At 44.4% G+C, this 23,253-nt stretch carries 14 protein-coding genes; 6 read left to right on the plus strand and 8 right to left on the minus strand.

Translation table 11 applies throughout. The features are described 5' to 3' along the window. Positions 1-121: 121 nt before the first annotated feature. From CKO50_RS13745 to CKO50_RS13760, 4 genes are all read right to left on the minus strand, one after another. Positions 122-1,900, minus strand: coding sequence for an ABC transporter ATP-binding protein (locus CKO50_RS13745; protein ID WP_095728619.1), 1,779 nt, complete (start codon positions 1,898-1,900; stop codon positions 122-124). Next, positions 1,901-3,322, minus strand: coding sequence for a YdiU family protein (locus tag CKO50_RS13750; protein WP_095728620.1), 1,422 nt, complete (start codon positions 3,320-3,322; stop codon positions 1,901-1,903). A gap of 16 nt (positions 3,323-3,338) precedes the next feature. Then, the gene (locus CKO50_RS13755; protein WP_095728648.1) at positions 3,339-4,019 is read right to left on the minus strand and encodes a DNA-3-methyladenine glycosylase I; all 681 of its coding nucleotides are present in this window, start codon (positions 4,017-4,019) and stop codon (positions 3,339-3,341) included. 210 nt (positions 4,020-4,229) lie between these two features. Further along, entirely contained in the window at positions 4,230-5,864 is a 1,635-nt protein-coding gene (locus CKO50_RS13760; protein ID WP_095728621.1) for a cyclic peptide export ABC transporter, read from the minus strand. Positions 5,865-5,963: 99 nt separating this feature from the next. Here CKO50_RS13760 and CKO50_RS13765 point away from each other — a divergent pair, with 99 nt between their 5' ends. The 6 genes from CKO50_RS13765 to dhbA all read left to right on the plus strand — a co-directional run bounded on the left by CKO50_RS13765 (position 5,964) and on the right by dhbA (position 12,549). Next, positions 5,964-6,704: a (2Fe-2S)-binding protein gene (locus CKO50_RS13765; RefSeq protein WP_095728622.1), complete on the plus strand. Its 741-nt coding sequence runs from the start codon at positions 5,964-5,966 to the stop codon at positions 6,702-6,704. A 93-nt stretch (positions 6,705-6,797) separates the two neighbouring features. Then, positions 6,798-8,012, plus strand: a complete 1,215-nt coding sequence (locus CKO50_RS13770) for an isochorismate synthase MenF (protein ID WP_095728623.1) — start codon at positions 6,798-6,800, stop codon at positions 8,010-8,012. Continuing rightward, the gene (locus CKO50_RS13775; protein WP_095728624.1) at positions 7,999-9,615 is read left to right on the plus strand and encodes a (2,3-dihydroxybenzoyl)adenylate synthase; all 1,617 of its coding nucleotides are present in this window, start codon (positions 7,999-8,001) and stop codon (positions 9,613-9,615) included. The genes CKO50_RS13770 and CKO50_RS13775 overlap by 14 nt, the downstream gene beginning before the upstream one ends. Before the next feature lie 9 nt (positions 9,616-9,624). After that, the gene (locus CKO50_RS13780; RefSeq protein ID WP_095728625.1) at positions 9,625-10,491 is read left to right on the plus strand and encodes an isochorismatase family protein; all 867 of its coding nucleotides are present in this window, start codon (positions 9,625-9,627) and stop codon (positions 10,489-10,491) included. After that, positions 10,491-11,798, plus strand: coding sequence for a condensation domain-containing protein (locus CKO50_RS13785; RefSeq protein WP_095728626.1), 1,308 nt, complete (start codon positions 10,491-10,493; stop codon positions 11,796-11,798). The genes CKO50_RS13780 and CKO50_RS13785 overlap by 1 nt, the downstream gene beginning before the upstream one ends. Next, complete coding sequence (dhbA, locus tag CKO50_RS13790; protein ID WP_095728627.1) at positions 11,785-12,549, plus strand: 2,3-dihydro-2,3-dihydroxybenzoate dehydrogenase; 765 nt, start codon at positions 11,785-11,787, stop codon at positions 12,547-12,549. The genes CKO50_RS13785 and dhbA overlap by 14 nt, the downstream gene beginning before the upstream one ends. On the opposite strand, the gene CKO50_RS13795 is transcribed toward dhbA, so the two are convergent. From CKO50_RS13795 to CKO50_RS13810, 4 genes are all read right to left on the minus strand, one after another. Next, a complete protein-coding gene (locus CKO50_RS13795; RefSeq protein WP_095728628.1) occupies positions 12,524-13,867 on the minus strand; it encodes a PepSY domain-containing protein in 1,344 nt (447 codons plus the stop codon). The two genes, dhbA and CKO50_RS13795, sit on opposite strands and share 26 nt — an antisense overlap. 52 nt (positions 13,868-13,919) lie before the next feature. Beyond that, a complete protein-coding gene (locus tag CKO50_RS13800; protein ID WP_095728629.1) occupies positions 13,920-16,001 on the minus strand; it encodes a TonB-dependent siderophore receptor in 2,082 nt (693 codons plus the stop codon). 82 nt (positions 16,002-16,083) lie between these two features. After that, a complete protein-coding gene (locus CKO50_RS13805; protein ID WP_255229795.1) occupies positions 16,084-20,040 on the minus strand; it encodes an amino acid adenylation domain-containing protein in 3,957 nt (1,318 codons plus the stop codon). A gap of 88 nt (positions 20,041-20,128) precedes the next feature. Further along, a complete protein-coding gene (locus tag CKO50_RS13810) occupies positions 20,129-23,239 on the minus strand; it encodes an amino acid adenylation domain-containing protein (protein ID WP_095728631.1) in 3,111 nt (1,036 codons plus the stop codon). Positions 23,240-23,253 lie beyond the last annotated feature (14 nt).

Here is a 23,253-nt window from a genome sequence, read left to right on the forward strand (position 1 = left end):
TTGAGTATCGACTCGGATAGTCTATCAGAAAATGCGTCTACCGATTACGTTGCATAGATAATATTAGCTCGTCTATTAATGTTTACTTAACGTTACATAAGGAATTTTTGCTATTTATGAATTAATTTTGATGACCAAATAGGATTCGGTACAGACCTTGTTCCTTTAACAAATCCTTATGTTCTCCATACTGGGACACTTCACCATCATCTAACACATAAATTAAGTCGGCTTGTTTTATTGCGCTCAGTCGATGTGCAATAATCAAAGTCGTTCTATCAGCCAAAAACGCTTGCAAATTGCGATGAATTTTTGCCTCAGTCTCAATATCAAGTGCCGAGGTTGCTTCATCCAGCACCACCACTTTAGGGTCGGCAACAACCATTCTTGCAATAGCTAACCTTTGCTTCTGTCCTCCGGACAATTTAATACCGTTACGACCAACTTGTGCATCTAGCTTGTCGGCTAGTGTAAGTACAGTGTCGGCTAGCTCTGCAACGCGGAGTGCCTGCCACAATATTTGGTCAGATACCTCTCGTCCCATTGCTAGATTTTCACGGATGCTAGTATTAAAGAGTATCGGCTGCTGCAGTACGGTCACTATATTATCTCGCACGGCTTCGTAACCAATTTGCTCTACTGGTGTGTCATTTATATGAATCTCGCCGCTTTGCTTTTCATACAGTCCCAACAGCAGTTGCACCAAAGTAGATTTACCACCTCCAGACACCGCTACTAACGCTACTTTCTTCCCTGCTGGAATATGCAAAGATACCTGTTTGAGCACGGGTTGCTCTGCAACGTAAGCGAAGTCTATATTGGCAAATTTGATATCAACCTGAGATGAATCAAAGACAGCTTTCGTAGCGGGATATTGTGCTTCTGTCGCAAAATTAAAAACCTGATTTAACCTGCTAAGCGCCGCCGAGGCACCATAGTACGCATATTGAATACCAAGAATTTCCTGCACAGGCCCCATCATGAACCAAAGGTAACCAAATACCGCAAATATCTGGCCGACCGTTAAATCAGAAAACACCACCATAAACATAGCGACAGCACGGAAAAACTCGAACCCCACCAAAAACACGGTGAAGCTTAAGCGGTTAACCGCATCCGTTTTCCATTGCGACTGCACCGCGTAATGTTTGAGATCTTTGGCGGCTACTTTAACTTGTGCAAAGTAGTTCCCCTCTCGACGAACAGCTTTTAATTGAGAAATAGCATCTAGCGTCTCAACTAACGAAGTTTGTAATGCTTCAAATGCAGCGTTTTCTTCCTTTTTCAGCTCTTTAACATGTTTGCCAAACTGTCGAGAAAAATAGATGACCGCCGGATTAAGCAATAGGATAACCAGCCCCAACATCCAATCAATCCAAAGCAAAATCGCCGCAGTGCCAATGATTGTAAGTAAACCGATTAAAAAGCGTGACAAGGTTTGGCTGATAAATTTATCCAAAGTTTCTACATCGGTAATACAGCGAGAGCTAATTGCTGCACCACCTTGGCTTTCGTACTCCTTCAGCTGAACTTTGGGTAAATGCGTAAGTAGGCGCTCACGGATTTGATAACTAATGTCCTTGCCAATAATAGTAAACTGGCGTGACTGCATCACCCCTAACACCAAGCTGGCCAAGCGCATGGTTATAACAGCCAACAAAATAACCACAATATAGCCACTGGGACCATGCCATTGCTCGGGCAATACTGAGTTCATCCAAGCCACTGCTCTGCCTGGTGTGTCTAGTAAGACTTCATCGACCAGCAACGGCATCATCAAAGGGATAGGGACACTCACCAACGCGGCAAATAAGGCGATGATATGCGCCTTAATAAGTGGCCGTTTGTGCTCAAGGACTTTACGTTTAATTTCTTGCCAAGAAAGCTGCTGTTCTGCCATTTAGGTTCCACAAAAAGTTTGATAGTGGGCCGGTGTAGGCGCACTGGTCCACGATTCAGGATAATCTTTGTAATCATAGGGTGACGTCAACGCTGTTAGCCAATCCTCTAGCGTTTGACTCATGCCTTGCTGATTAAATAGTGCAACCTCAGCCTCCACCAACGCATTACGGGGGATAAGTATCGGGTTAGCTTGACTCATCAAGTTAGCCGCAACGTCACCGGGAGCACGCCTTTGCGCCCATTGTCGCTGCCAGCTATCCAACTCCTTCGGCACGGATAAAACTTTGTTTGGATGACCAAGCAAGCTATTGGTTAGTGCCGCAAAGGTATTGGTAAAGTCTAGTTCATGCTCCGTCATCAACTTGAGTAAATCACTAAGGAGAATGTCGTCTGCGTCGCTCCATTCATCAATACCAAGCTTAGCCGCCCACATATCTTTGTACTTGCGATTAAACGATTCAGAAAACTCCGCTAAAATTTGACTAAATGCTTCAATTCCCGCTTGCTCATCCTGCCACAACACCAATAAGGCCTCGGCAAGTCGAGCACAGTTCCAATTCATGATGTTTGGCTGATTACCAAACGCATAACGGCCTTGACGGTCGATAGAGCTAAACACAACGTTAAAATCAAACTTTTCCATCATTGCACAAGGGCCAAAGTCTATCGTTTCACCACTGAGCAAAATATTGTCGGTATTCATCACGCCATGAATAAAGCCTACTCGCATCCACTCGACGACTAAGTCAACCAACTGCTCACACACTTCACGGAACAATTCGAGCACATCCAGTTCAGTCTCAACTTTAAATCCCTCAAATAATTGCTCGCCCAGCAAGTTAAGTAGGCTCCAAAGCTCATCTTTATTTTGCTGTGTAGCCAGATATTGTAAGGAACCGATGCGGATATGGCTTTTTGCCACACGACATACAACCGCGCCAGGTACTTCACCTTGACGATAAACATGCTGTCCAGTGGTTACAACAGCAAGGCATTCCGTAGTTGGAACACCCAAGCCAACCATCGCTTGGCTCATGATGAACTCACGTACCGCAGGCCCTAGCGCACAAAAGCCATCACCGCCTCGAGAAAATCGCGTCGCTCCAGAGCCTTTCAAATGCAGGTCGTATTGACGTCCGTCATCGAACTTCACCCCGCCAATTAAATGCGCTCGGCCATCACCAAGTAACGGGTTAAATTGCCCAAACTGATGACCACTGTAGGCTAAGCTAGTCGGCTCAATGTTGCCTAAAGCACGTTGACCGCTTAACAACTCAGCAAGCGCAGTGGTGTCGTATTTATCTAGCTCAAGCTTAACTAGCAACGGCGTATTAGATAGTAGTAATGTGGGCTGATTAAATTTTGCTGGTTGCTCCTTAAAGAGCAGTGCAGAGCCTTGATAAGGCTGAAAAAATACCATGCGGCCATCTCCATTTTTAGCGAATATTATCACCAACACTCATTGACATAATTTGGCTTAACTCTTGTAAGCTAAGCCCGCTATATTGACGCATTTCATTGAAAAACTGCTGCGCCGCTTGCAGTGACTTCTTACTTTGCAAGCCACCGTCGATTATCTCCTCAGCACGTAGTACCGTTTCGACATCTTTACTCAGTAAAAACGTATCTTTCCCTAACACACGAAGCGCGTAAGGGCCGGTATTCCCACCAAGTCTTGAGCCATGCTTTTTCAAGTACAGCCACAAACCAACAATATTGTCTTCAGGCCAGTGTGCGACAAATTCACTAAAGCGGCCATGCTGTTGTTGCACTTCAAAAATCATATGGCAATTATCAGCAATACTTTTTACCTTTTTAGCATTGCGAATGATCCGTTCATCCTGACTACGTTGCTCGTACATTTCAGGAGACATCATTAACAGCTTCTCGATTGAGAACTGCCAAAACACTTCTCTAAAGCCGTCCCATTTATTATCAACCACCGCCCAATAAAACCCACTTTGAAATATCTTGCGAGTAAATTCCTCTAACCATTGATCATCACTTAATGCCAGTAGTGATGCGGTGTTCAAGGGTTGATTAAGCTTAGCTTTTAGCGCCGCCTCAGAGCCTTTACGCTCGGCAGCTCTATGATAAATTTTTTCGAATACTTTCATGCTCATGACCGAGTTTGCTTGGTATTGTATACAGGGTAACTTATCTCGCCTGAGCTCGGAATAACAACCTGTTCTCTAACAGTAGTTTTTCCTTACTGCTACCTGAGCCAGCCATTAATGTGAGAGGTTTTGATGAAATCTTAATGAAGGGCTACGCCTAGCCGCGTTTATTACTGCGACTAGGTTGATGTTTCGTGACAAAAAATCTAATTAGGCTAATGCAGGAGTTTGAGTTACTGGGTGTTGGGTGACTTCGGTTAGGCAGCCATTTTCCATTTTTAATAACCTGTCAGCCAATGAGAAATATTTATCATCGTGAGTGATCACCAAAATCGTTTTTCCTTTGTTTCTTAACTCGGGCAGAAGCTCTCGATAAAATACATCTTTAAAGACCGGATCTTGGTCCGCGGCCCACTCATCAAAGAGATAAAATGGCCTATCTTCAAGGTAGGCAACAACTAAAGCAAGACGCTTTCGCTGGCCTTGTGATAGACGTTGCGTTGTGAAGCGGCCCGATTCAATACTCACTTTATGATGCAAATTTAGCTTGCGAATTAGCTCATTCCCTTTTCGCTCCAACTGTTCGCAAGGCACATTTAACAGACGATCGAATAAGTAGTAATCACCAAATACCGTACTAAAAAGCTGGCGATAAGCATCTAATCCAGCGCCGCTAATCGGCTGGTTATCTACTACTATCTCTCCTTCGTCTGCTTCATACAAACCGCACAGTACTTTAGCGAAAGTTGTTTTGCCACTGCCATTACCACCGACAAGATAAATGAGTTCGCCTTGCTTAAACTCAAGATCTATTGGTTTCAGTGAAAATATATCGTCGCTTTGTTCGTGATAGTAACGGTGACACAGTGCGTGTAATTGAATACGGTTAAACTGTTTGAAGACTTGCACACTATTTCCATCATCACTCATCAACTCATCAGTTAATGTTTTGATGGTATTCGCTGAGGCTTGCGCCGCAAAAGCTCTGGGTATATTTGCCAGTAAGGTTTCTAATGGCGTTAGCATATAGAGAAATAACAGTGCGAAGCCAGACATAATGCGCTGACTCTCTTCACCAGTTTGCTGAGATAAAAAATATAACGCCCCACCAATGAAGGTAAAAATCAAAAAGCCACCCCAAGAGGACGCCATATGCAAAATAGAAACCCCCTCAATACGTTCTTTTCTTAAAGCGTCTATCGCCGGGTGCAATACTTCTAACTTGAAGAACGCTCGCTTACTGCGGTTCAGTTTAAGCTCTTTGATACCGTCAGTGATCGCATCAAACTGTTGAAAAAGGCTGTCTTGCATCGCTGCAGCGTTCGCTATTTTTTTAAACGCAACATTGTTTGCAAAGCTATAGCTCACCGAACCTAAAACCAAGGTCAGTAATGCGAAAAGAAATATTAACCAGTCTAACCAAGCCATATATACGAAAGCACCAAGCACTATCATGGCATTCGTCAATATACCCGGCATACTCATGAAAAACCCTGCCACCTTTAAACTATGTTCTGTTAAGCAAGATTTGATCTTCGCGTCTCCCTGTAACTCTATGTGACTAATTTTTGCTTCTATCGTTTTATCAGCAACCAGTTTTCTTAACTCAGCTTGGCTGTGCTCACTTAACTGTTCAGCAACTAATTTAGAAATTAGCTGTACCACAACCCCTGATATTGCCAACGCAGCAAAGACCCAAAAGAACTCTGCCTGACGTTCGCCTTTGGCATTTATGATTTCGTTAATAAGTGCCACCAGTGAAACACTAATAATGCCGAATACAACGCTGCTCAGCGCAGTGGCCACAAAGCGTTGCCAAGTCTTTTTTATCAGAAAAACTAACACGATTTCCCCCAAGGATGATCAAATCCCTTACAGGACGACTTTGAACTAAAAAAATTCACTTGGATCGCGTCTTATATTAAAAACTCAACAACCTTGACTATGTTGCCGATCCTTAAACCTTACCTATCACCACCGCTTGATAACTATGCTAGAGGTGTTGCACTTATTTCTGATGATAACCCCTCCTTTGCTCAGCAAATCAAAAATATAACCTTCTTAAGTGACGCGATCTCTCGCTTTAGTTCAGCAAAGGGAGTGACGAATAAAAAGGCGCAGGCCTCGGTTTGGCACATGCACTACACACTACGTATCATGCCCTCAATTTTATTTACGCACAGTGTGTTGGGGCGTGTACTCCCATTGGCTTTAGATAAAGTCGTGATCGACATGGAGAGTTGGCAACTACAGCTGCCCAATCAAGGGAAAACCTTGGGGTGTCACGATACAGCTACGCACTATGCCGAGTTTATTGACGCGCATTTAGCTCCCTTACATGCCTTTTTAAATCAGCAATTTGGGGTTGCTGAGCACGTTTTATCGAGTAATTGCGCTTTTCGTTTGAGGCAGTTTTTTCCAACCATCATTCATTATATCGGCGAACGCCCTAAGGTAAACGATGACTATCACACTTTATCTCGGGCAGTGAAGATTGGAGAACATGTAAACCCTTTTTATACCCCAAGACTGCAACTCTGTGACGAGCGTGGCCCCTATCAACTGAGGGAGTCATGCTGCCTGTTGCATAAAACAAGCGATGGCAAGCTTTGTCGAGACTGCCCGAAGCACCCTCATCACTTTGACGCCCATCAACAACAACGAGCTTTGCGAAAGGCTGTTTAACAAACTCGATATAAATCTAAATCTTTAATGTTTACCTTCGTCTTGATTTCAATTAATTCGTTTTCACTACTGTGATATCAGCAAGGTGTGCTTATGGACTTTAGCCAAGTTATTCAACTCGAACAATATGCAAAAGCCACGCAATTTAACCCAGAGAACAACTGTCTGTTTACAACGGGTACGCATTGCTTAGTTAGCCAAGGGATCAAGAAACGCGTCACTTTACCCATTGGTGATACAAAGGATTTAGTCGCTGCAATTGACTCTCACATGCATAATGAGCCGGACAACACTATCGCCTTTGCCGCTTTGCCATTTTGCAAAACCGAGCACGCGCAAATTATTATTCCAGAGCAAGTTTCTCGTTGGGAAAAAGCGGTATTCAGTGCTTGGTTTGACGCTGAGTTAGCGTCAAACCAAGGTATACCAAACTCGCTATTAGACATTACCGATTTACAGCCTCAGGCTCAATTTGAAAATGCCGTTTCTCAAGCCAAGCAACTATTTGATACTGGGCTACTAAATAAAATTGTTTTGAGTAAACAGACTCAACTACGCTTTGCAGAGCCAATTAATTCCCACATCGTGCTGCGGAATTTGCTACAACAAAGTCAATCTGGCTACCACTTTTCATTCCCTACAACCGACAACGCAATTCTAATGGGTGTCAGTCCCGAGCTATTACTGCGCAAGCAAGCTGAGAAATTGACCACTAACCCGCTGGCAGGTTCAATTCCAAGGGATACTTGCCCAAAGGAAGAAGCGCACCGCCGCAGTATTTTGTTTGCCTCTAAAAAAGATAGATATGAGCATGCCGTTGTCATCGAAGACATTCAGCAAGTATTGGCGCCACTTTGCAGTGCACTACATATTCCAGCTCAACCTGAGCTGCTGAGCACAGCCACTATGTGGCATTTATCTACAGTCATATCAGGTGTCTTAAAAGAATCAGCAACCCATAGCTTAGCAATTGCAAACCAATTGCATCCAACCCCCGCACTCTGCGGTAAGCCAACTGTTGATGCTTATCCCAAAATAGCAGAACTAGAGCAGCAAAGCAGAGGATTGTTTTCGGGGATCATTGGCTGGTTTGATAAGCATGGCAATGGCGAATGGGTGGTGGTGATCCGCTGCGCAGAATTACGCGATAAAACTGCAAAGTTATTTGCTGGAGCGGGTATTGTCGCAGCATCAGACCCGCGCTCTGAATGGCTAGAAACAGAAGCCAAACTCAATACCATGCTAAACGCACTCGAAACAAAGCAAGCATATTACGCAATGAGAAATACATCCCATGAAGCAAATTGATTTTACTCCTTGGCCAGCTGAATTAGCCGAGCACTACCGCGAAAAGGGTTACTGGCAAGACCTACCGCTAACTTGTGTCATTAGCGATCAATTAATACAACATGCAAACAAGCCTGCTGTCATTGATGAACATCGGTGCTTAACTTATTTAGAGCTTGATCAATATAGCAATCACTTAGCTGCTTATCTCTCAGCGCAAGGGGTTCAACAAGGAGACACAGCGCTAATCCAATTGGCTAATCAAGTTGAATTCTATGTCAGCTTATTTGCACTTCTCAAGCTTGGCGCAGCCCCTGTGTGCGCACTATTCAGTCATAAGCAGACTGAAGTTAGGAGTTATTGTGAACAGTTAGCACCTAAAGTGTTAATCGTTTCTTCTGCACATGAACTATACCAAGATGAGCAGTTCATATTATCGTTACAAAATGACTACCCTAGCATACAAGCAACACTGATAGATCACCCAAAAGGTAATAGCCCGCTTAAACAGGCTTATTTGCAATCACGACCATTTTCAGCGCCAGATTTAGACCCAGATCAGGTAGCATTTTTCCAGCTATCAGGTGGAAGTACTGGCACGCCAAAGTTGATCCCAAGAACACACAATGACTACTTATATTCCGTGGTGGCAAGTAAAGACATTTGTGAATTGACGGAGCAACATGTTTATCTTTGTGCTCTGCCAGCCCCGCATAACTTCCCGCTTAGCTCTCCGGGAGCCTTGGGTTTTTTTGCTGCAGGCGGCACCGTTGTCTTAGCCCCAGATCCAAGCCCCAGCAGCTGCTTTAGTCTGATTGAAAAATATCGAGTAACACACACTGCGTTGGTTCCTCCAGCTTTGCAGCTATGGTTACAACATGTCCCCAAAAGCCAATATCGCCTAGACAGCCTTGATGTCATTCAAGTGGGTGGCGCTAAATTAAGCTTAACGATTGCACAACAAGTCAAACCTGTTCTTGGCTGCCAATTGCAACAAGTTTTTGGCATGGCTGAGGGGCTAGTTAACTACACACGTTACAATGATGAGCTATGGCACATTCTCAATACTCAAGGATGTCCAATTAGTGAAGATGATGAAATCAGAGTCGTGGATGAACACGGCAACCCCGTTCCCGATGGCGAAGAGGGGCGATTGTTGACACGAGGACCCTATACGATTCGAGGATATTATCGCTCGCCTGAGCACAACCAAACTGCATTTGATGAACAGGGATTTTATAGTTCTGGAGATTTGGTAAAACGTCTGCCATCAGGACATTTAATCGTTACAGGTCGCGTCAAAGATCAAATCAATCGAGGCGGGGAAAAAATAGCAGCGGAAGAAGTTGAAAACCTGTTACTCAGCCACCCAAATATTCAACAAGCCGCCATTGTTGCAATGCCTGACCCAACCTTGGGAGAAAAAAGTTTCGCTTTCCTGACCGGTATACCGCTTAAACCATTAGCCATTCGCAAATACTTACGTGAACAGGGAATTGCAGATTACAAGGTACCGGATAAGTTTAAGTTTATAGATAACTTACCACTGACTCCCGTAGGTAAAGTCGATAAAAAACAGCTTCGTAGCGAGACTGAAGCACTGCAAAAATCCATTCAACTTTAGAGAAGTAAAATGACCATACCTAAATTAAATCACTATTCTTTACCTCGCGCTGCTGAACTTGCACCAAATCGAGTGGATTGGCAACTTGACTCGCAACGTGCTGCGTTACTTATCCATGATGTCCAACATTACTTCGTCTCTTTTTATGGTGCAGATAATCCGCTAGTACAAACCATGATAGAAAACATTCAGCGAATTAAAGCGTATTGTTACCAACATGATATTCCGGTTTATTATACTGCCCAGCCGATCAAACAAGGTCGCAATGAACGAGGGTTACTGCTAGACATGTGGGGAGCTGGACTGCAAGATCCGAGTCAACAGCCCATAGTTGATGCATTGGCGCCAACCGAACAGGATATTGTCCTGACAAAATGGCGATATAGCGCTTTTCAAAAATGTGATTTCGAAGCACAGCTAAAAGCACAGCAACGAGACCAACTTTTGATTGTCGGTATTTACGGTCATATTGGTGTGATGACCACGGCTATTGATGCATTTATGCGTGACATACAACCTTTCGTTGTCGCCGATGCAATTGCAGACTTCACCAAAGACGAGCATCTTATGGCACTGCACATCATAGGTCAACGTGCAGGAAAAGTGATCACGACAGCAGAAGTGGTTGGCGAAGCAAGTATTGATCTGACTACGCTCACGGGACTTAAAGCATTCATTTTGCCTTTGATCGACTGTGAGCCAGATGAGTTTGATGAGCATGAAAGCTTGATTGATTACGGTCTAGACTCAGTGCAAGTGATGAACTTGATTTCATTATGGCAACAACAAGGTATTGAAACTAACTTTATTGAGCTAGCACAAACACCTACTCTCTCAGCTTGGGTCGAGCTGATCGAATCTCGGATGGCAGAATAATGGCATTGCCATTAACCGCTTCTCAACACGCGATGTGGCTACTACACACGATTAGTGGCCAAGGCAATCTGTTTAATGTCGCAGAGTGCTTGGAACTTCAAGGTAAAATAGATGCTGAGCAGTTTTCCATCGCGCTCCACCATATCTTTGAGCAAAGTGACTTGCTGCGCAGTAACTTTATCCATAATGACGATTTTATTCCAAGTATAGTAGTTGGACAATCGCAGCCTCTGCTGATAACCGAATACCTTGATCATGATATTGCTTCTCTAGCTGAGTTTATGCCACAACAAGTAGCGCATGAGCTGACCAAAGCGTTTGACTTGACCTCTGGTTGCTTGATGCGATTTAAATTGGTGCGCACCCCTAGCCAAGATTATTGCTTTATTGTTGCCCATCACATTGTCCTGGATGGCTTTGGCTTTGGTTTATTTCATCAAGCGTTAAGTCGCAGTTATCATGCTTTAAACACGGGGAAACCGCTGCCAAATTGCCATTTTGCTTCACAGCAACAGCTGCTAGATCTGCATGGTAGTGAACACTATCAAAAGCAACTATCTGAGGCCGCAAGCTCCCTTAACGAATGGCTTGATGAATACCCAGTGGCGCAAAGCTTTAGTGACAGCAAAGCTGCGATTACCGAGCCAAATCAACGCTACCATTTTGCGTTAGCTCGAACTCAGTGGCAAACGTTACAGTCGGCAGCAAATCTAGTTCAAGCCACCCCCAGTGAAATACTGCTAAGTGTAGTTGCCATCGTGTTAGCGGCTAAGTGCAATAGCCATAAAGTGACATTAGGGTTAGTGATGATGAATCGCCAAGCTCCAGTGGAATTTTCATGCCCCACCGTACAAAGCAATGTGTTGCCACTACCGCTAACTTTGCCAACGTCAGGGGAGTTAGCTGATGTGGCCAAGTACATCAATAGACAGATAAAACGCGTAAAGCCATTACAATGCTATCGTGTTGAGCATTTGAAACGAGACCGAAAACAACAAGGTAAAGCGATTGAAGTCAGCGGTCCGACAGTAAATATCTTGCCATTTACTAGCCACCCACGCTATGGCGAAGTCAAAAGTCGCAGCCATATTCTTAGTGCTGGAACGACGGACGATTTTATGCTGCAAATCTATTTAAATGGTGATGATCCCGTGCAGTTTGATATTGATTACAATCCAGCAAGGTACTCCCCTAAGCTCGTTGCATCTATTGCAGAAGCAATGCAGGAAGCTGCTAATGTCTGGTCGAACACACCATCTTTGCCTTATCTCTCCGTTATAGAGGAAATTAAAAATGTGCTTCGATGACAGCCTCAAGCAAGAGTATCACAACAAAATTGTTTGGGTAACTGGTGCAGGACAAGGCATAGGACTAAGTGTTGCAAAGCAGTTTGCGCAGCTTGGCGCTCGTGTCGTGGGTTTCGATAAGCAATTTGCAACTACAGAACCACTATTTAAAGCCATACACAGTGATTTAGCAGACCTTGCAACATTGGAGCATACGCTGGCAGCATTAGTACGACAAGGCCTCGCCCCATATAGCTTAATTAATGTTGCGGGCGTACTCGAACTTGGCGCGCTAGAAACATTATCACTTGAACAATGGCAGCACTGTCAGCACGTTAACGCTGGCGCTGTATTTGTTTTCCTGAAGGCTTGTACAGCTCATTTCAAACAGCAACGTAGTGGCGGTATAGTGACGGTTAGCTCCAATGCGAGCCATACGCCCCGCCAAAACATGGCAGCCTATTGCGCGTCGAAATCAGCTTCAACCCAATTAACCCTTACAGCAGGGCTAGAGTTAGCTGAATATGGCATACGCGCCAATGTGATTGCTCCGGGCTCTACGTTAACACCAATGCAAACGAGTATGTGGCGAGATAGCTCAGGTGCAGAGCAAGTGATCAAAGGGTTCCCGAGTCAATATAAACTTGGGATCCCACTGCAAAAACTTGCAACACCTGAAGAAATCGCCCACTCGGTGCTATTTTATGCCTCATCCCTCAGCTCACATACCACCATGCAAGTGGTCACTATAGATGGTGGTGCGACACTTTAGGTTTACTACTAAGCGTTGCTTCGCGACATAAGTTAAGTAACGCGCCTCCCCATACAACAATGATAAAGCAAGTGACTAACGTCCAAATCGACAAGAACAGCGCCGACCCCGTTGGTAGCACGGGAAACTGGCCTGCGATACCATAGTTCATAAGCGTATGATAGGCATAGTAAGCAATACATACCAAAAGGCTTAAACTAAAAACCAGAGAAGCTTTCACGCCGCGTAGATCTTCTTTTCGGCGCAGCTTGAGCTGACGTTTAACATACATATAGGTACCGCTAAGCACTAAAAATGAAAGTGCAATCCCAAAGATGCACCACAATATTTTTACCCATATACCGGCAAAATTACCAAAATGCAAAGGATCAGCCGTATCAGATAAACGCCAATATACCCCCTGACTAGACGCAGTTTGGCTATATACGACCTCCCCAGTATAGGGATTCACATACACCTTATTTGCTCTATCCCTAACCAATACGTCACTGGATTGGCCTTCAACATAAAAGTACCCTCCGGAATACCTAATCGCCCTAATTTCCAGATCTGGTCTCGCTTCTCTGACTTTTGCAGCAAGCGCCACAACAGAGAGCTGAGGCTTATCTTGTGGTTGCAATTCAGGTAAGGGGTTCACAGCAAAATCGCCGACATCAGTAAACGCAGTTTTACCATCAGCCAAGTCCATTCTGACAAACTCAAACAAGTACCACATACTGGTTACCGCAATCACCACTGCTAACCACAAACTCCATACTCCAGCTAATTTGTGTGAGCTTGCGACCTTAGCGCGAGTATCACCGCTAAGTTTTAGTGTAAATAACTTTTTCCACCAGCCTCGATACAAATACAAAGCACTAATCGTGGATATGCATAGCGGAATGGCAAATAGCAAAACCAAGTAATAAGACACAATGCTGTCAAACACACCCAAAAAATGCATATGGAAATCTCGGAAAAACCGCTGAATATTCAAAAAGCTCGTTTTTCCTTGTATATTTCCAGTGTATGGATCAACGTAAATATGCTGCCATGGATTATCTGGCAAGCGAACCACAAAATCGTGAGCAAAATGCGCTTCTGGACCCGCAAAAGCGATCCCTATTCGTGCGTTTGGATAGGCTTCTTGAACCTTCTCGTAAGCACTCGCTAAACTGACTTGTGGACTGCTTTCTGCCGCTCTCACTGTGTCATCGAATAGCCAATCTAATTCGTAAGAAATGGTCGCAAATGCCCCTGTCCAACAGATCACGAACAATAGCAAGCCGAACCAAACACCGCTTAAACTATGCCAACTGAACCATTGTTTTGCTGTCATTCTTTTCTCCTAAAAGAGCAATTGGCTAAAACACCAACTTTTCTCTCCCTATTTAAAATCGATAGTCGACCGTTAAGCTCGCACTACGTGGATCGCCAGGAAACAACTGGCTATAACTATAGCCACCTGTCCAATGTACTTTGTCGAGCACATTGTCAATCACCAAGGAGGCCTTCCAACTGTCTACCTGATAATACACACCTGCGTTGTAGATCAGATAACTAGGCAATAATAACCCTGCTGAGGAGGTTGCACGCTCCCCCACATAGCTCGCCCCGACCCCAAACGCCCAATTATCATCTAACTGGTAACGTGACCATACAGTGGCCATATGTTTAGCTGCGCCCTCTTTGCGTTTGCCCACTTCACTATCATTCAAATCTTTGGTTACTTTCGCTGAGTTATAAGCATAATTGGCAATTACGGAAAGTTGTTCCGTGATTTGACCATTAAGATCGAACTCAAATCCACGCGCTTGCTCAGCACCACGCTGACGATACATATATCGAGCAAAATCGATTCTGGCTGATGCTTCAGCATCATATAGCACGACATTTTCACGCGTTATTTGATAAATAGCTGTGGTTAATTGTAAATCATCGCTAAATAAACGCGCTTTAAAGCCAACCTCATATAACTCGCTATCTTGCGGTTTAAATGGGCCACCTTGTTCAGGGTTATTTGAGTATAGAGGAGGAGGCTCAAAACCCTGCATCCAACTCGCATAAAGGCTCTGAGTATCTGATAGCTTATACACAGCTCCCAATCGTGGTAGCAGTTGGCTATCTTTCGAGGAACCGCCGCCAGTATTATCTAGATCAAAACTTTCTTCACGTAAACTCGCCAGTACCGACCATTGACCAAATACCATACGGTCTTGAATATAAATCCCTTCACTTTGTAAGTTACCACCAAACACAGGACGCTGAGTTGCATTGTAGCTATCAGTATCTCGGCGCTTGTATTCAGGATTTAGAATATCGAACTGCATCGCATTGTTGGCAACTCGCTGGCTGGATTCTCTAAACCTATCAATATAGTCATAGCCAATCACCACATTGTGTTCAATATCACCGAGGTAAAAGTTGCCATTTAGGTAACTGGAAAAGGAGTCTGATTGTGCTTCTGAAGCACGTTCAATGTAGCGCAAATTAACGATAGAGTCTGAATCATCAGCATAATTTCCAATACCATGCTCGACTAAGTCTTGATCACTATTCTGATGCATATACTGCACAGCTAACCACCAAGCATCGCTAAAGCGATAGTCAACTGCCAAGCTGCTTATCAAGCTTTCTGTATCTAGCTTATCCCCTGGCTGTGTTGCTGAAACCTCAATCGGTATCGTGCCTAAACGCTGATTGCCACGGATATTCGGCTGCCCTCGTTCTAAGATCCCTTCACTGTCTGAATACACCAGTTCGAGGTTAAGCTTAAGCGTGTCGCTGGGAATAAAAGTGACACTAGGTGATACTAACAACCCTTTATTAAACGCTTGATTTCTAAAAGATTCTGAGTCTTCATAACCCACATTGAGTCGATACAGAACTGACTCCGATGGATTGATTGCACCTGTAGTATCAAGTGCAACATACTTCTCTTGGTAACTACCGGCTCGAGCACTCAATTCATGACGACTAGTCGCTAAAGGCTTTTTGGTTACGGTATTGATTACCCCACCTGGGCTGGCGTCACCAAAAATAGCTGAGGCTGGGCCTTTAATCACCTCGACTCGCTCAACATGTGCGATAGCGGTTTGTGACCAAAAATCATTATAAGTTCGCATACCATTGAGGCGGCGATCATCTTGACTGCGAAAACCTCGGATGGTGATATCGTTATACACAGAAAATTCGCTCGCTCCGCTGACAAAAGGTGTCACGTCGTTTAGACGCATCAATCCTTGTTGCTTGATTAGTTCTTTAGTCACGGCACTAATTGACTGCGGTAGGTCTAAAATATCAGCTGCCGTTTTTGTCGCTGAATACGTGTAGGTGGCAAAGTTTTTTTCCGAATCCCGTCCCAACACTTCGATCACTTCAATATCTTCATTTGTCACTGATTGTTCAGCAGACCAAGCTGGTGCTGTGAGACAGCTGACTAGTATAAGCGCTCGCTTACATACAAATTGCATGGTAATAATCTCCCTTTTAAATTAACCACGGGGTTAACTACCCGCAATGGTAACGAAAACAGTTATCATTTACAATTTGATTTTATTCAATGTTTATTACTTTTTGTACAATTTCAATGACACTCGGGTGCGAGATAATCTGCATATGATCGGCATCAACATAATCCGAGTATTGAATATCCAGACGCTGACAAAATCGTTTTGCAACTCCTACATCACGCTCGTTACTCCACACAGTGTAATAGTCAATACCATCACCTTGCCGATAGTTGAGAGCATGACGACCAGCACAGCGCAATAAGTAAGTCTGCTCTAAAGTCTGCACGATTTCAGTGGTAGGCATAGCTGCAACACTTTCTTCAAGCACATCAATATGTTCTAGAAGAAAACGCGTGATATCGTCAGCTCTTTCTGCCGCTGAATATCCATCAGACCAAGGAAACTGAGCAACCGCTTGATAAAACTCAGCTTCAGAGTTTGGAGCAGCAATACTCTCTGAGAGTCTTGTTAAAATATAATCACGCCAACTTTCTGGTTGGGTATTGGTTGGTTCGAACGGGTCCCAACTGTCAATTAAAAACACACTGTTTACGCGTGTACTTCTCCCCTTTAGCGCTTCAACCAACTGCAATGCTATTGCTCCCCCCAAAGACCATCCAAGTACATAAACATTCTGGTACTGACTAAGGTCGCCGAGTTGATCTGCATAACGATACGCCAAAGTACTAAAATCATCCTGTTGTGATAATTCAAGATCAGGAGTAATGCCGATACAGCGAATATATTCAGGCAACGCCATAGCAAGGGGTCTGTATGACATAGTAAAACCGCGGCCGTCATGAAGACATATCAGCAAATCGCTATATGACTTCGATGAAGCAGATTCAGGTAAAATGTCACCAATATTAGATTGTTTGGAAAGCACAATTTGCTGAGCCAAATCATGTAAGTTATCTGCTTGCCAAATAGCTTGTGCGAGTAAGGGCTCTGGTCGAGCTAATTTTTGCCATTGATGCACCATACGTAACGCATGAATGGAGTTTCCACCCAACGCAAAGAAGTTATCTTCTCGATATACTTGGTTAACCTGCAGCACTTGCTGCCATACTCTCGCTAGCGCTTGTTCAAGATGACCTTGAGGCTGTGTTCCCTGACGGCTTTCCTGCAACGGTTTGGGTAATGCTTTTCTATCCACTTTACCACTGTGATTAAGCGGTAACACCTCTAACACGATGATTTGTTCTGGTACCATATAACTGGGTAATAAATCACTGACAGCAGCTGTTATTTGGCCGCGATTTAACGTCTGCGTGCAAACATAAGCAACAAGTCGTTTATCATTATCATCACCATGCGCTACCACTACCGCTTGATCGACTCCTTCCACCCTTAACAGCTGGCTTTCAATTTCCCCCATTTCTATACGGTGCCCACGGATCTTCACTTGATGATCTGTCCGACCAAGAAAGCGCAGCTCGTTGCGTTCGTTGCGCTCAACCAAATCTCCCGTGCGATAGAGTCGCTCGCCTGCACTGGAAAAAGGATTCGCAACAAATCGCTGCGCCGTCAACGCCGGTTGCTCCATGTAACCTCGCGCCAACCCTGCACCACCAATGTAAAGCTCTCCGGCAACTCCCGTTGGGCACACATTCAAATAGCTGTCTAAAACATATAACTGTGTATTACGAATTGGGAAGCCAAGGTGAGTATTATCCTGTACCCGATGGCATGAAGACCACACCGTGGTTTCAGTAGGACCATACATGTTATAAAGCGCAACTTGCTTGGTTTTTAATGCTTGAGCCAACACAGGAGGCAATGCCTCTCCACCACATAACCCGACGACAGGATGTAAAATCAGTGCTTTAGCCAGTAGCCCCTGCCATCCCGCGGGAGTAGCTTGAATATGACTAACTCCCTCTAAGTCACCTTCTTTCAAACTGAATACCGAATCTGCAATCCTAACTTGTGCACCACAAACCAATGGCAGATATAACTCTAAGCCCGAAATATCAAAACCAAGTGCAGTTAAAGCCAACCATTTTGAATCTTGAGTGAGCGAAAATTGGGATTTCATTGCTAAGATAAAATTAACCAGATTACCGTGGGTAATTGCGACCCCCTTCGGCTGCCCTGTAGAGCCTGAGGTATATAAAATATAAGCAAGCTGCTGGGCACAAACCTGCAGTGATACCTTATGGTCTTGATACCGTGTTCGGTTCACTTTCGCAATCGACCAAACCGGTAATCCACTTGGGTTAAATATATCTTCCAAGTTAGTCACGATAGCCCTTGCTGCACTCGATGCAAAGATTAATTGTTGCCGCTGATGAGGCATATTGGGATCAACGGGGACATAGACCACACCTGCCTGCATACATCCGAGCAGTGCAACAACCATATCTACCTGGCGCGAAACGACCACCGCCACTCTATCCTCGGATTGCACACTTTGTTCGATAAGGAAGTTTGCAAAATTGTCACTGAGTTGCAGTAGTGTTTCGTAATTCAGCTTGGCACCGCTGTCATCTTGCAATGCAATTGCAGCCAAAGGGATCTGCTGCTGTTTAATCAATTCGACGACTGTAGCCACTTCGTTAGTTTGTCGTGATGCACACAATGTTGGGTCTGGTTGATAGACAACTATGTCATTAATAGCTGTTTCAGGCTTGCTGATCAATGCATCCAGTAAGTTCAGGTAACAGGTTAAGAGCTGATCTAATAAAGCCGCGCGATACATAGCACCATCAGCTTCGAAGTAAAGCTCAATAGTCCCATCTTGCACGCTCACGTCCAATGATAATTCAAACTTAGCAACCTGACTCTCAACATTCATTGGGCGTAGTGCCACCACCATGTCATCGCTTGGAACAGTGTCGCTTTGTAAATAATTAAACAGAACTTGAAAATGTGGATGTCTATCTGCTAATACAGGCCAATCTAATTGTTCTGCAAGCCACTCAAACGGAACTTGATCTTCGTTTATCAGCCTTAGGGTATGGCGCTGGTTTTGGTTAACGGCATCTATGAATGCCACCCCCTCACAAACTTCATTTTTATAGAGCTGCGTATTCATAAAACAACCCACTACATCAGCGAGTTCAGGCAGGTTTCGAGCAGCCGTTGGCGAGCCAATCAAAAAGTCTTGTGTGCTGCTAAACCGGCTTAATGTTGCTTGTAATAAAGTCATAAAAACGGCTGCTGAAGTACAGCCATGACGCTGACAAAAAGCATTAACTTGCTGGGCTTGCTGCTCAGGTAGCCGGTGGCTGAGCATTATTGGGAAAGAGGAAAGCGTTGTCGTTGACTCCTTGCTCGGCAAGGTGATCGGCTGAGGCTGCTGTTTAATGTACTCCCGCCAATAAGTCAGCGTTTCATTGGCACTGTCATGGGCAAGATATTCACTTTGCCACGTTGCATAATCTAAGTAGCGGCAACTTGGTTTGAGCAATGATTTTCCCTGATATGCGGCTAATAAATCTTTTAATATCAGTGTTTTTGACCAAGCATCACTGACAATGTGGTGATTCCGCAATAATAAATACCCACCTTTTGCCGTATTCACCCAAGCGGCTTTTAAAAGTGGTACCTGACTTAAATTAAACGGCACATCACACCATGACTTCACAGCAGCTTGTTCAAGGAGTGATTGACTATCTAATATCGAGTCTATTTCAATAATGGTGAGCGGTACCTTACATGCTGAGGCGACGACCTGAGTTGCTATGCCATCAAACTGATAATAAGTACGAAAGATCTCATGACACTCGACTAGTGCGTCTAATGCTGATTGCAACCGAGTAAGATTCAATGCAATAGGCGCATGATATGTACGTAATACGTCGTAAGCATTGCTTTGTGGATCTATTTGCTGGAGCAGCCATAAGCGTTTTTGTTGCAATGAAAGTACACCCGAAACACTCTCTGTTGCAACAACCCCTGTCACTTCATCCTCTACCTCAGGTTCATTCCACAACTGCGCCAACAGGTCCAAATCAAGTCCATCTACCAATTCATCCGCTAACTCATTATTTGACATACACATACTCATAAAAATAAAAGTGGGAGCCGCTGGCTCCCACTTCATAGTCTAAAGATCATCGAAAGCTACGCCTTCACTTTGATATCTATGTGGCTTTCAGACCCATTTTTTCACGCAACGCTGCTTGCTGCTCAGGGGTCAGCGTTGCCAGTTTGATTTGCGTCAATGCTAATTTCTCCAATCTAGACGGATCGCCACTCAAGTTATTTAGTGCTTGCGCCAAAGATTGAATACTTGGATTATCAAAGACCACACCTGGCTCAACATTGAGTAATAATAATTTCTTTATCCGCGTCGCAAATTTGATGGCTGATAGCGAATGACCACCCAAATCAAAGAAGCTCGCATCACAACTGACTCGTTCCACTTCTAAAATCTGCGCCAGTGTTGACGCCAGCAAGGTTTCCAACTGACTATTCGGGGCTACATAGGTAGACAATGTCAGGTCGGCAATCTTAGGTAGACCTTGGCGATCCACTTTACCATTAGCCAGTAAAGGCAGCTCAGCTATGCTGACAAAGAATGCCGGTACCATTGCATCAGGCAACACTTCACGCAGTTGCGTTTGCAGTGCTAAATTGTCTTGCCCTGTAAGCAGCTCAGCCGGAGTAGTTTGTTTATCCAAATACTGAGTAAGGAAGGCAACCAATACAGCCTCGTTGCCATAATGCTGTACAGCTACAAAGCAATCGATACTTTCCAAATGCTGAGAAATTGACTGTGCCACTTCGTTAGGTTCCACCCTGAACCCACGGATCTGAACTTGGTCGTCTTTACGACCAGATAAGCTAATGGATCCATCCGGTAGATAACGAGCGAGATCCCCAGTTCGATAGAGTCGCTCAGCCCATTGGCTGTTATTTACAAACGCATCATCGGATCCCACGTTAATGTAGCCGGGAGACAATTGCTGACCAGCGATACAAAGTTCACCCTGTTCACCAGTAGCACACAATGCATCTTGGCCGTCTAAGATAAAAATTTGAGTGCCAGAAAAAACATGACTTAATCTAGGTACAGCAGCATCAAAGCGCGTATTATTTTCGTATTGGTGAGACATCACACCGACTGTCGTCTCAGTTGGGCCGTAGTGATTAAATACCTGTGCCTGAGGGGCAAGTTTATGCACTTTTTGGATCAACGCAGGTTTTGCCGCCTCTCCACCCAGGATCAATTTACTCGGAAGGCGCGCCGGTACGATTTCTAGTAACGCTTGCAAGTGAGAAGGTACTATTTTTACGCAATCAACGTCTTGCTCTGCCACAAAGCGACCAAATGCCTCACCATCAAGCATTTCTTGCTCATTCGCTACAACTAAACTTGCACCGTTGTAAAACGCATTAAACAATGTTGTATTGCCAATATCAGCCGCTACGGTCGACGTTAAGCCAAAGCGTTGATTCTCTTGTAAGCCTAAAGCATGGGATGAGGCCGCACAGTACTGCGCCAGTTGTCGATGTGCAATCGCCACGCCTTTTGGTACCCCCGTCGAACCCGACGTAAATAGCACATAGGCGGTGTTATCCAAGCTTATTTCAGGTAAGACACCCGCATCAAGCTCAAGTTGTTGTGCATCAAGTAGTAACTGCTCAATATTTTGCTCATTAATATGAAGTGTGGCACTAGCAGCTTCCAGTACACGCTGCTTACGCGCTTCTGGCCAACTCGGGTCGATAGGGCAATATGCTGCACCAGCTCGCATCACGGCCAACAGCGTAACAACCTGCTGCCAACCTCTAGGCAGTGATAACAGCACAATATCACCCTGCTTTATACCTTGAGCTTGTAATGATTGAGCCAATTTATTAACTAAAGTCACTAGCTGGTTATAGCTCAGAGCATGCGCGCCATCGACCAAAGCCACATGCTCACTTTTAGCATCAGCAAAATAATCAAGCTGTTCAAAGAAATGAGAGGCTGTTACCCCTTTATCGGCATTCAATTCAACAAAACGCTGCTGCTCCAATGGCGTTACTAATGAAATTTCACTCACTGGAGTCGCCAACTTTTGCGGTGCCTGCGCGAGTAAAGATACAAATTGCTCCAATAGCAAAGTAGCAGCTTGATGAGAATACGCAGCACTATTAAATTGCAACCTAACGCGATCATCAGCAATGGTTAAACTCAATTCAACGTTATCAGCCGTCACTGCAGTGGCTTCAACACTCGCAAGTGTAGAAGCGAACTGAGTCATTATGCTACTTGTTGCTAAGCCTTCAGGGCTTTCAAAACATTCAGCCCACTCATTATGTTGTTCTAGCGTGAAAGCAAACTGACCTATCCATTCCTTCAATACTTGCATCGCAGCTGCCGGTACTTGAACGGGTAGTACTTGGGTATAAACCCCAAGCGCATCAACCAGATCCTCACTCATTCTGCGAGGGTCATAGCCAATATTAGTGACAAAGCTTTGCCCCGAAATACGTGCTAATAATAACCACCAAAGTGATAAATAAACACTTTCGGCTTCGACTTCTAGCTGTCCCGCCAGCGCTTCAATACCGTCAGCAACTGCTTGTGGTAAGTCACTATCAACGCATTGCAAGCTCTGTAATGTACCTTGCTCAGGGGCCTTATGATAAGGCAACGCAAAGTGATCTTTTGTCGTGCTAAGCTGACTTATATATTGCTGCCAATAGGCTTTACCCTGAAGTGATTCTTCACTGCTGGTCAGCTCTTCAAGCCAAGCGAGAAAATCTGGGTATTGAACACTCTCCTCACGCTCAACGTTCGGCACTAGTAATCGTTGCGCAATGTTTTCAGTACTCGCAAGATCAACACATAGCGCATGCGTGCGCACCAAAAGGTAAACCTTGTCTTGATGAGCGACTCTTATTACTTGTAGATTCTGACCCGATGCTGGGTTTAACGACAGCGGATATAAACTATCTAATGTTGCTAAGTTGATACTGGTGCTTGATTCTAGCGTCACTGACTCAACCACTGGTTTGGCGGCTTCTTGAGGTAACTGCCTTAACCCACGAAAGCCTGGAACTTCAGCAAATGCAAAACTTAGTACAATATTACCATCGATTATTTCATTTAATCTTTCCTGTAGCTGCTCAGCGCTATACTGAGAGTCCAGCCGTGAGAGCGTACAATTAAAAGCCAGTGGCTCTAATGAATTACCTTGGTTTTGCTGCTGCGCACTCAGTGAAATACCTTGTGGATAAGCAGAGATATATTCTTGGATCATAAGATACACTACCT

The sequence above is a fragment of the Pseudoalteromonas sp. HM-SA03 genome (genome assembly GCF_002289345.1).
In the GTDB taxonomy this organism is placed as follows: domain Bacteria; phylum Pseudomonadota; class Gammaproteobacteria; order Enterobacterales; family Alteromonadaceae; genus Pseudoalteromonas.

Excerpts from the sequence above, each read along its gene's own strand:
- CKO50_RS13745 (WP_095728619.1), bottom strand. The coding sequence starts at position 1,900 with ATGGCAGAACAGCAGCTTTCTTGGCAAGAAATTAAACGTAAAGTCCTT.
- CKO50_RS13750 (WP_095728620.1), bottom strand. The coding sequence starts at position 3,322 with ATGGTATTTTTTCAGCCTTATCAAGGCTCTGCACTGCTCTTTAAGGAG.
- CKO50_RS13755 (WP_095728648.1), bottom strand. The coding sequence starts at position 4,019 with ATGAAAGTATTCGAAAAAATTTATCATAGAGCTGCCGAGCGTAAAGGC.
- CKO50_RS13765 (WP_095728622.1), top strand. The coding sequence starts at position 5,964 with ATGTTGCCGATCCTTAAACCTTACCTATCACCACCGCTTGATAACTAT.
- CKO50_RS13770 (WP_095728623.1), top strand. The coding sequence starts at position 6,798 with ATGGACTTTAGCCAAGTTATTCAACTCGAACAATATGCAAAAGCCACG.
- CKO50_RS13775 (WP_095728624.1), top strand. The coding sequence starts at position 7,999 with ATGAAGCAAATTGATTTTACTCCTTGGCCAGCTGAATTAGCCGAGCAC.
- CKO50_RS13780 (WP_095728625.1), top strand. The coding sequence starts at position 9,625 with ATGACCATACCTAAATTAAATCACTATTCTTTACCTCGCGCTGCTGAA.
- CKO50_RS13785 (WP_095728626.1), top strand. The coding sequence starts at position 10,491 with ATGGCATTGCCATTAACCGCTTCTCAACACGCGATGTGGCTACTACAC.
- dhbA (WP_095728627.1), top strand. The coding sequence starts at position 11,785 with ATGTGCTTCGATGACAGCCTCAAGCAAGAGTATCACAACAAAATTGTT.
- CKO50_RS13795 (WP_095728628.1), bottom strand. The coding sequence starts at position 13,867 with ATGACAGCAAAACAATGGTTCAGTTGGCATAGTTTAAGCGGTGTTTGG.
- CKO50_RS13800 (WP_095728629.1), bottom strand. The coding sequence starts at position 16,001 with ATGCAATTTGTATGTAAGCGAGCGCTTATACTAGTCAGCTGTCTCACA.
- CKO50_RS13805 (WP_255229795.1), bottom strand. The coding sequence starts at position 20,040 with ATGTCAAATAATGAGTTAGCGGATGAATTGGTAGATGGACTTGATTTG.
- CKO50_RS13810 (WP_095728631.1), bottom strand. The coding sequence starts at position 23,239 with ATGATCCAAGAATATATCTCTGCTTATCCACAAGGTATTTCACTGAGT.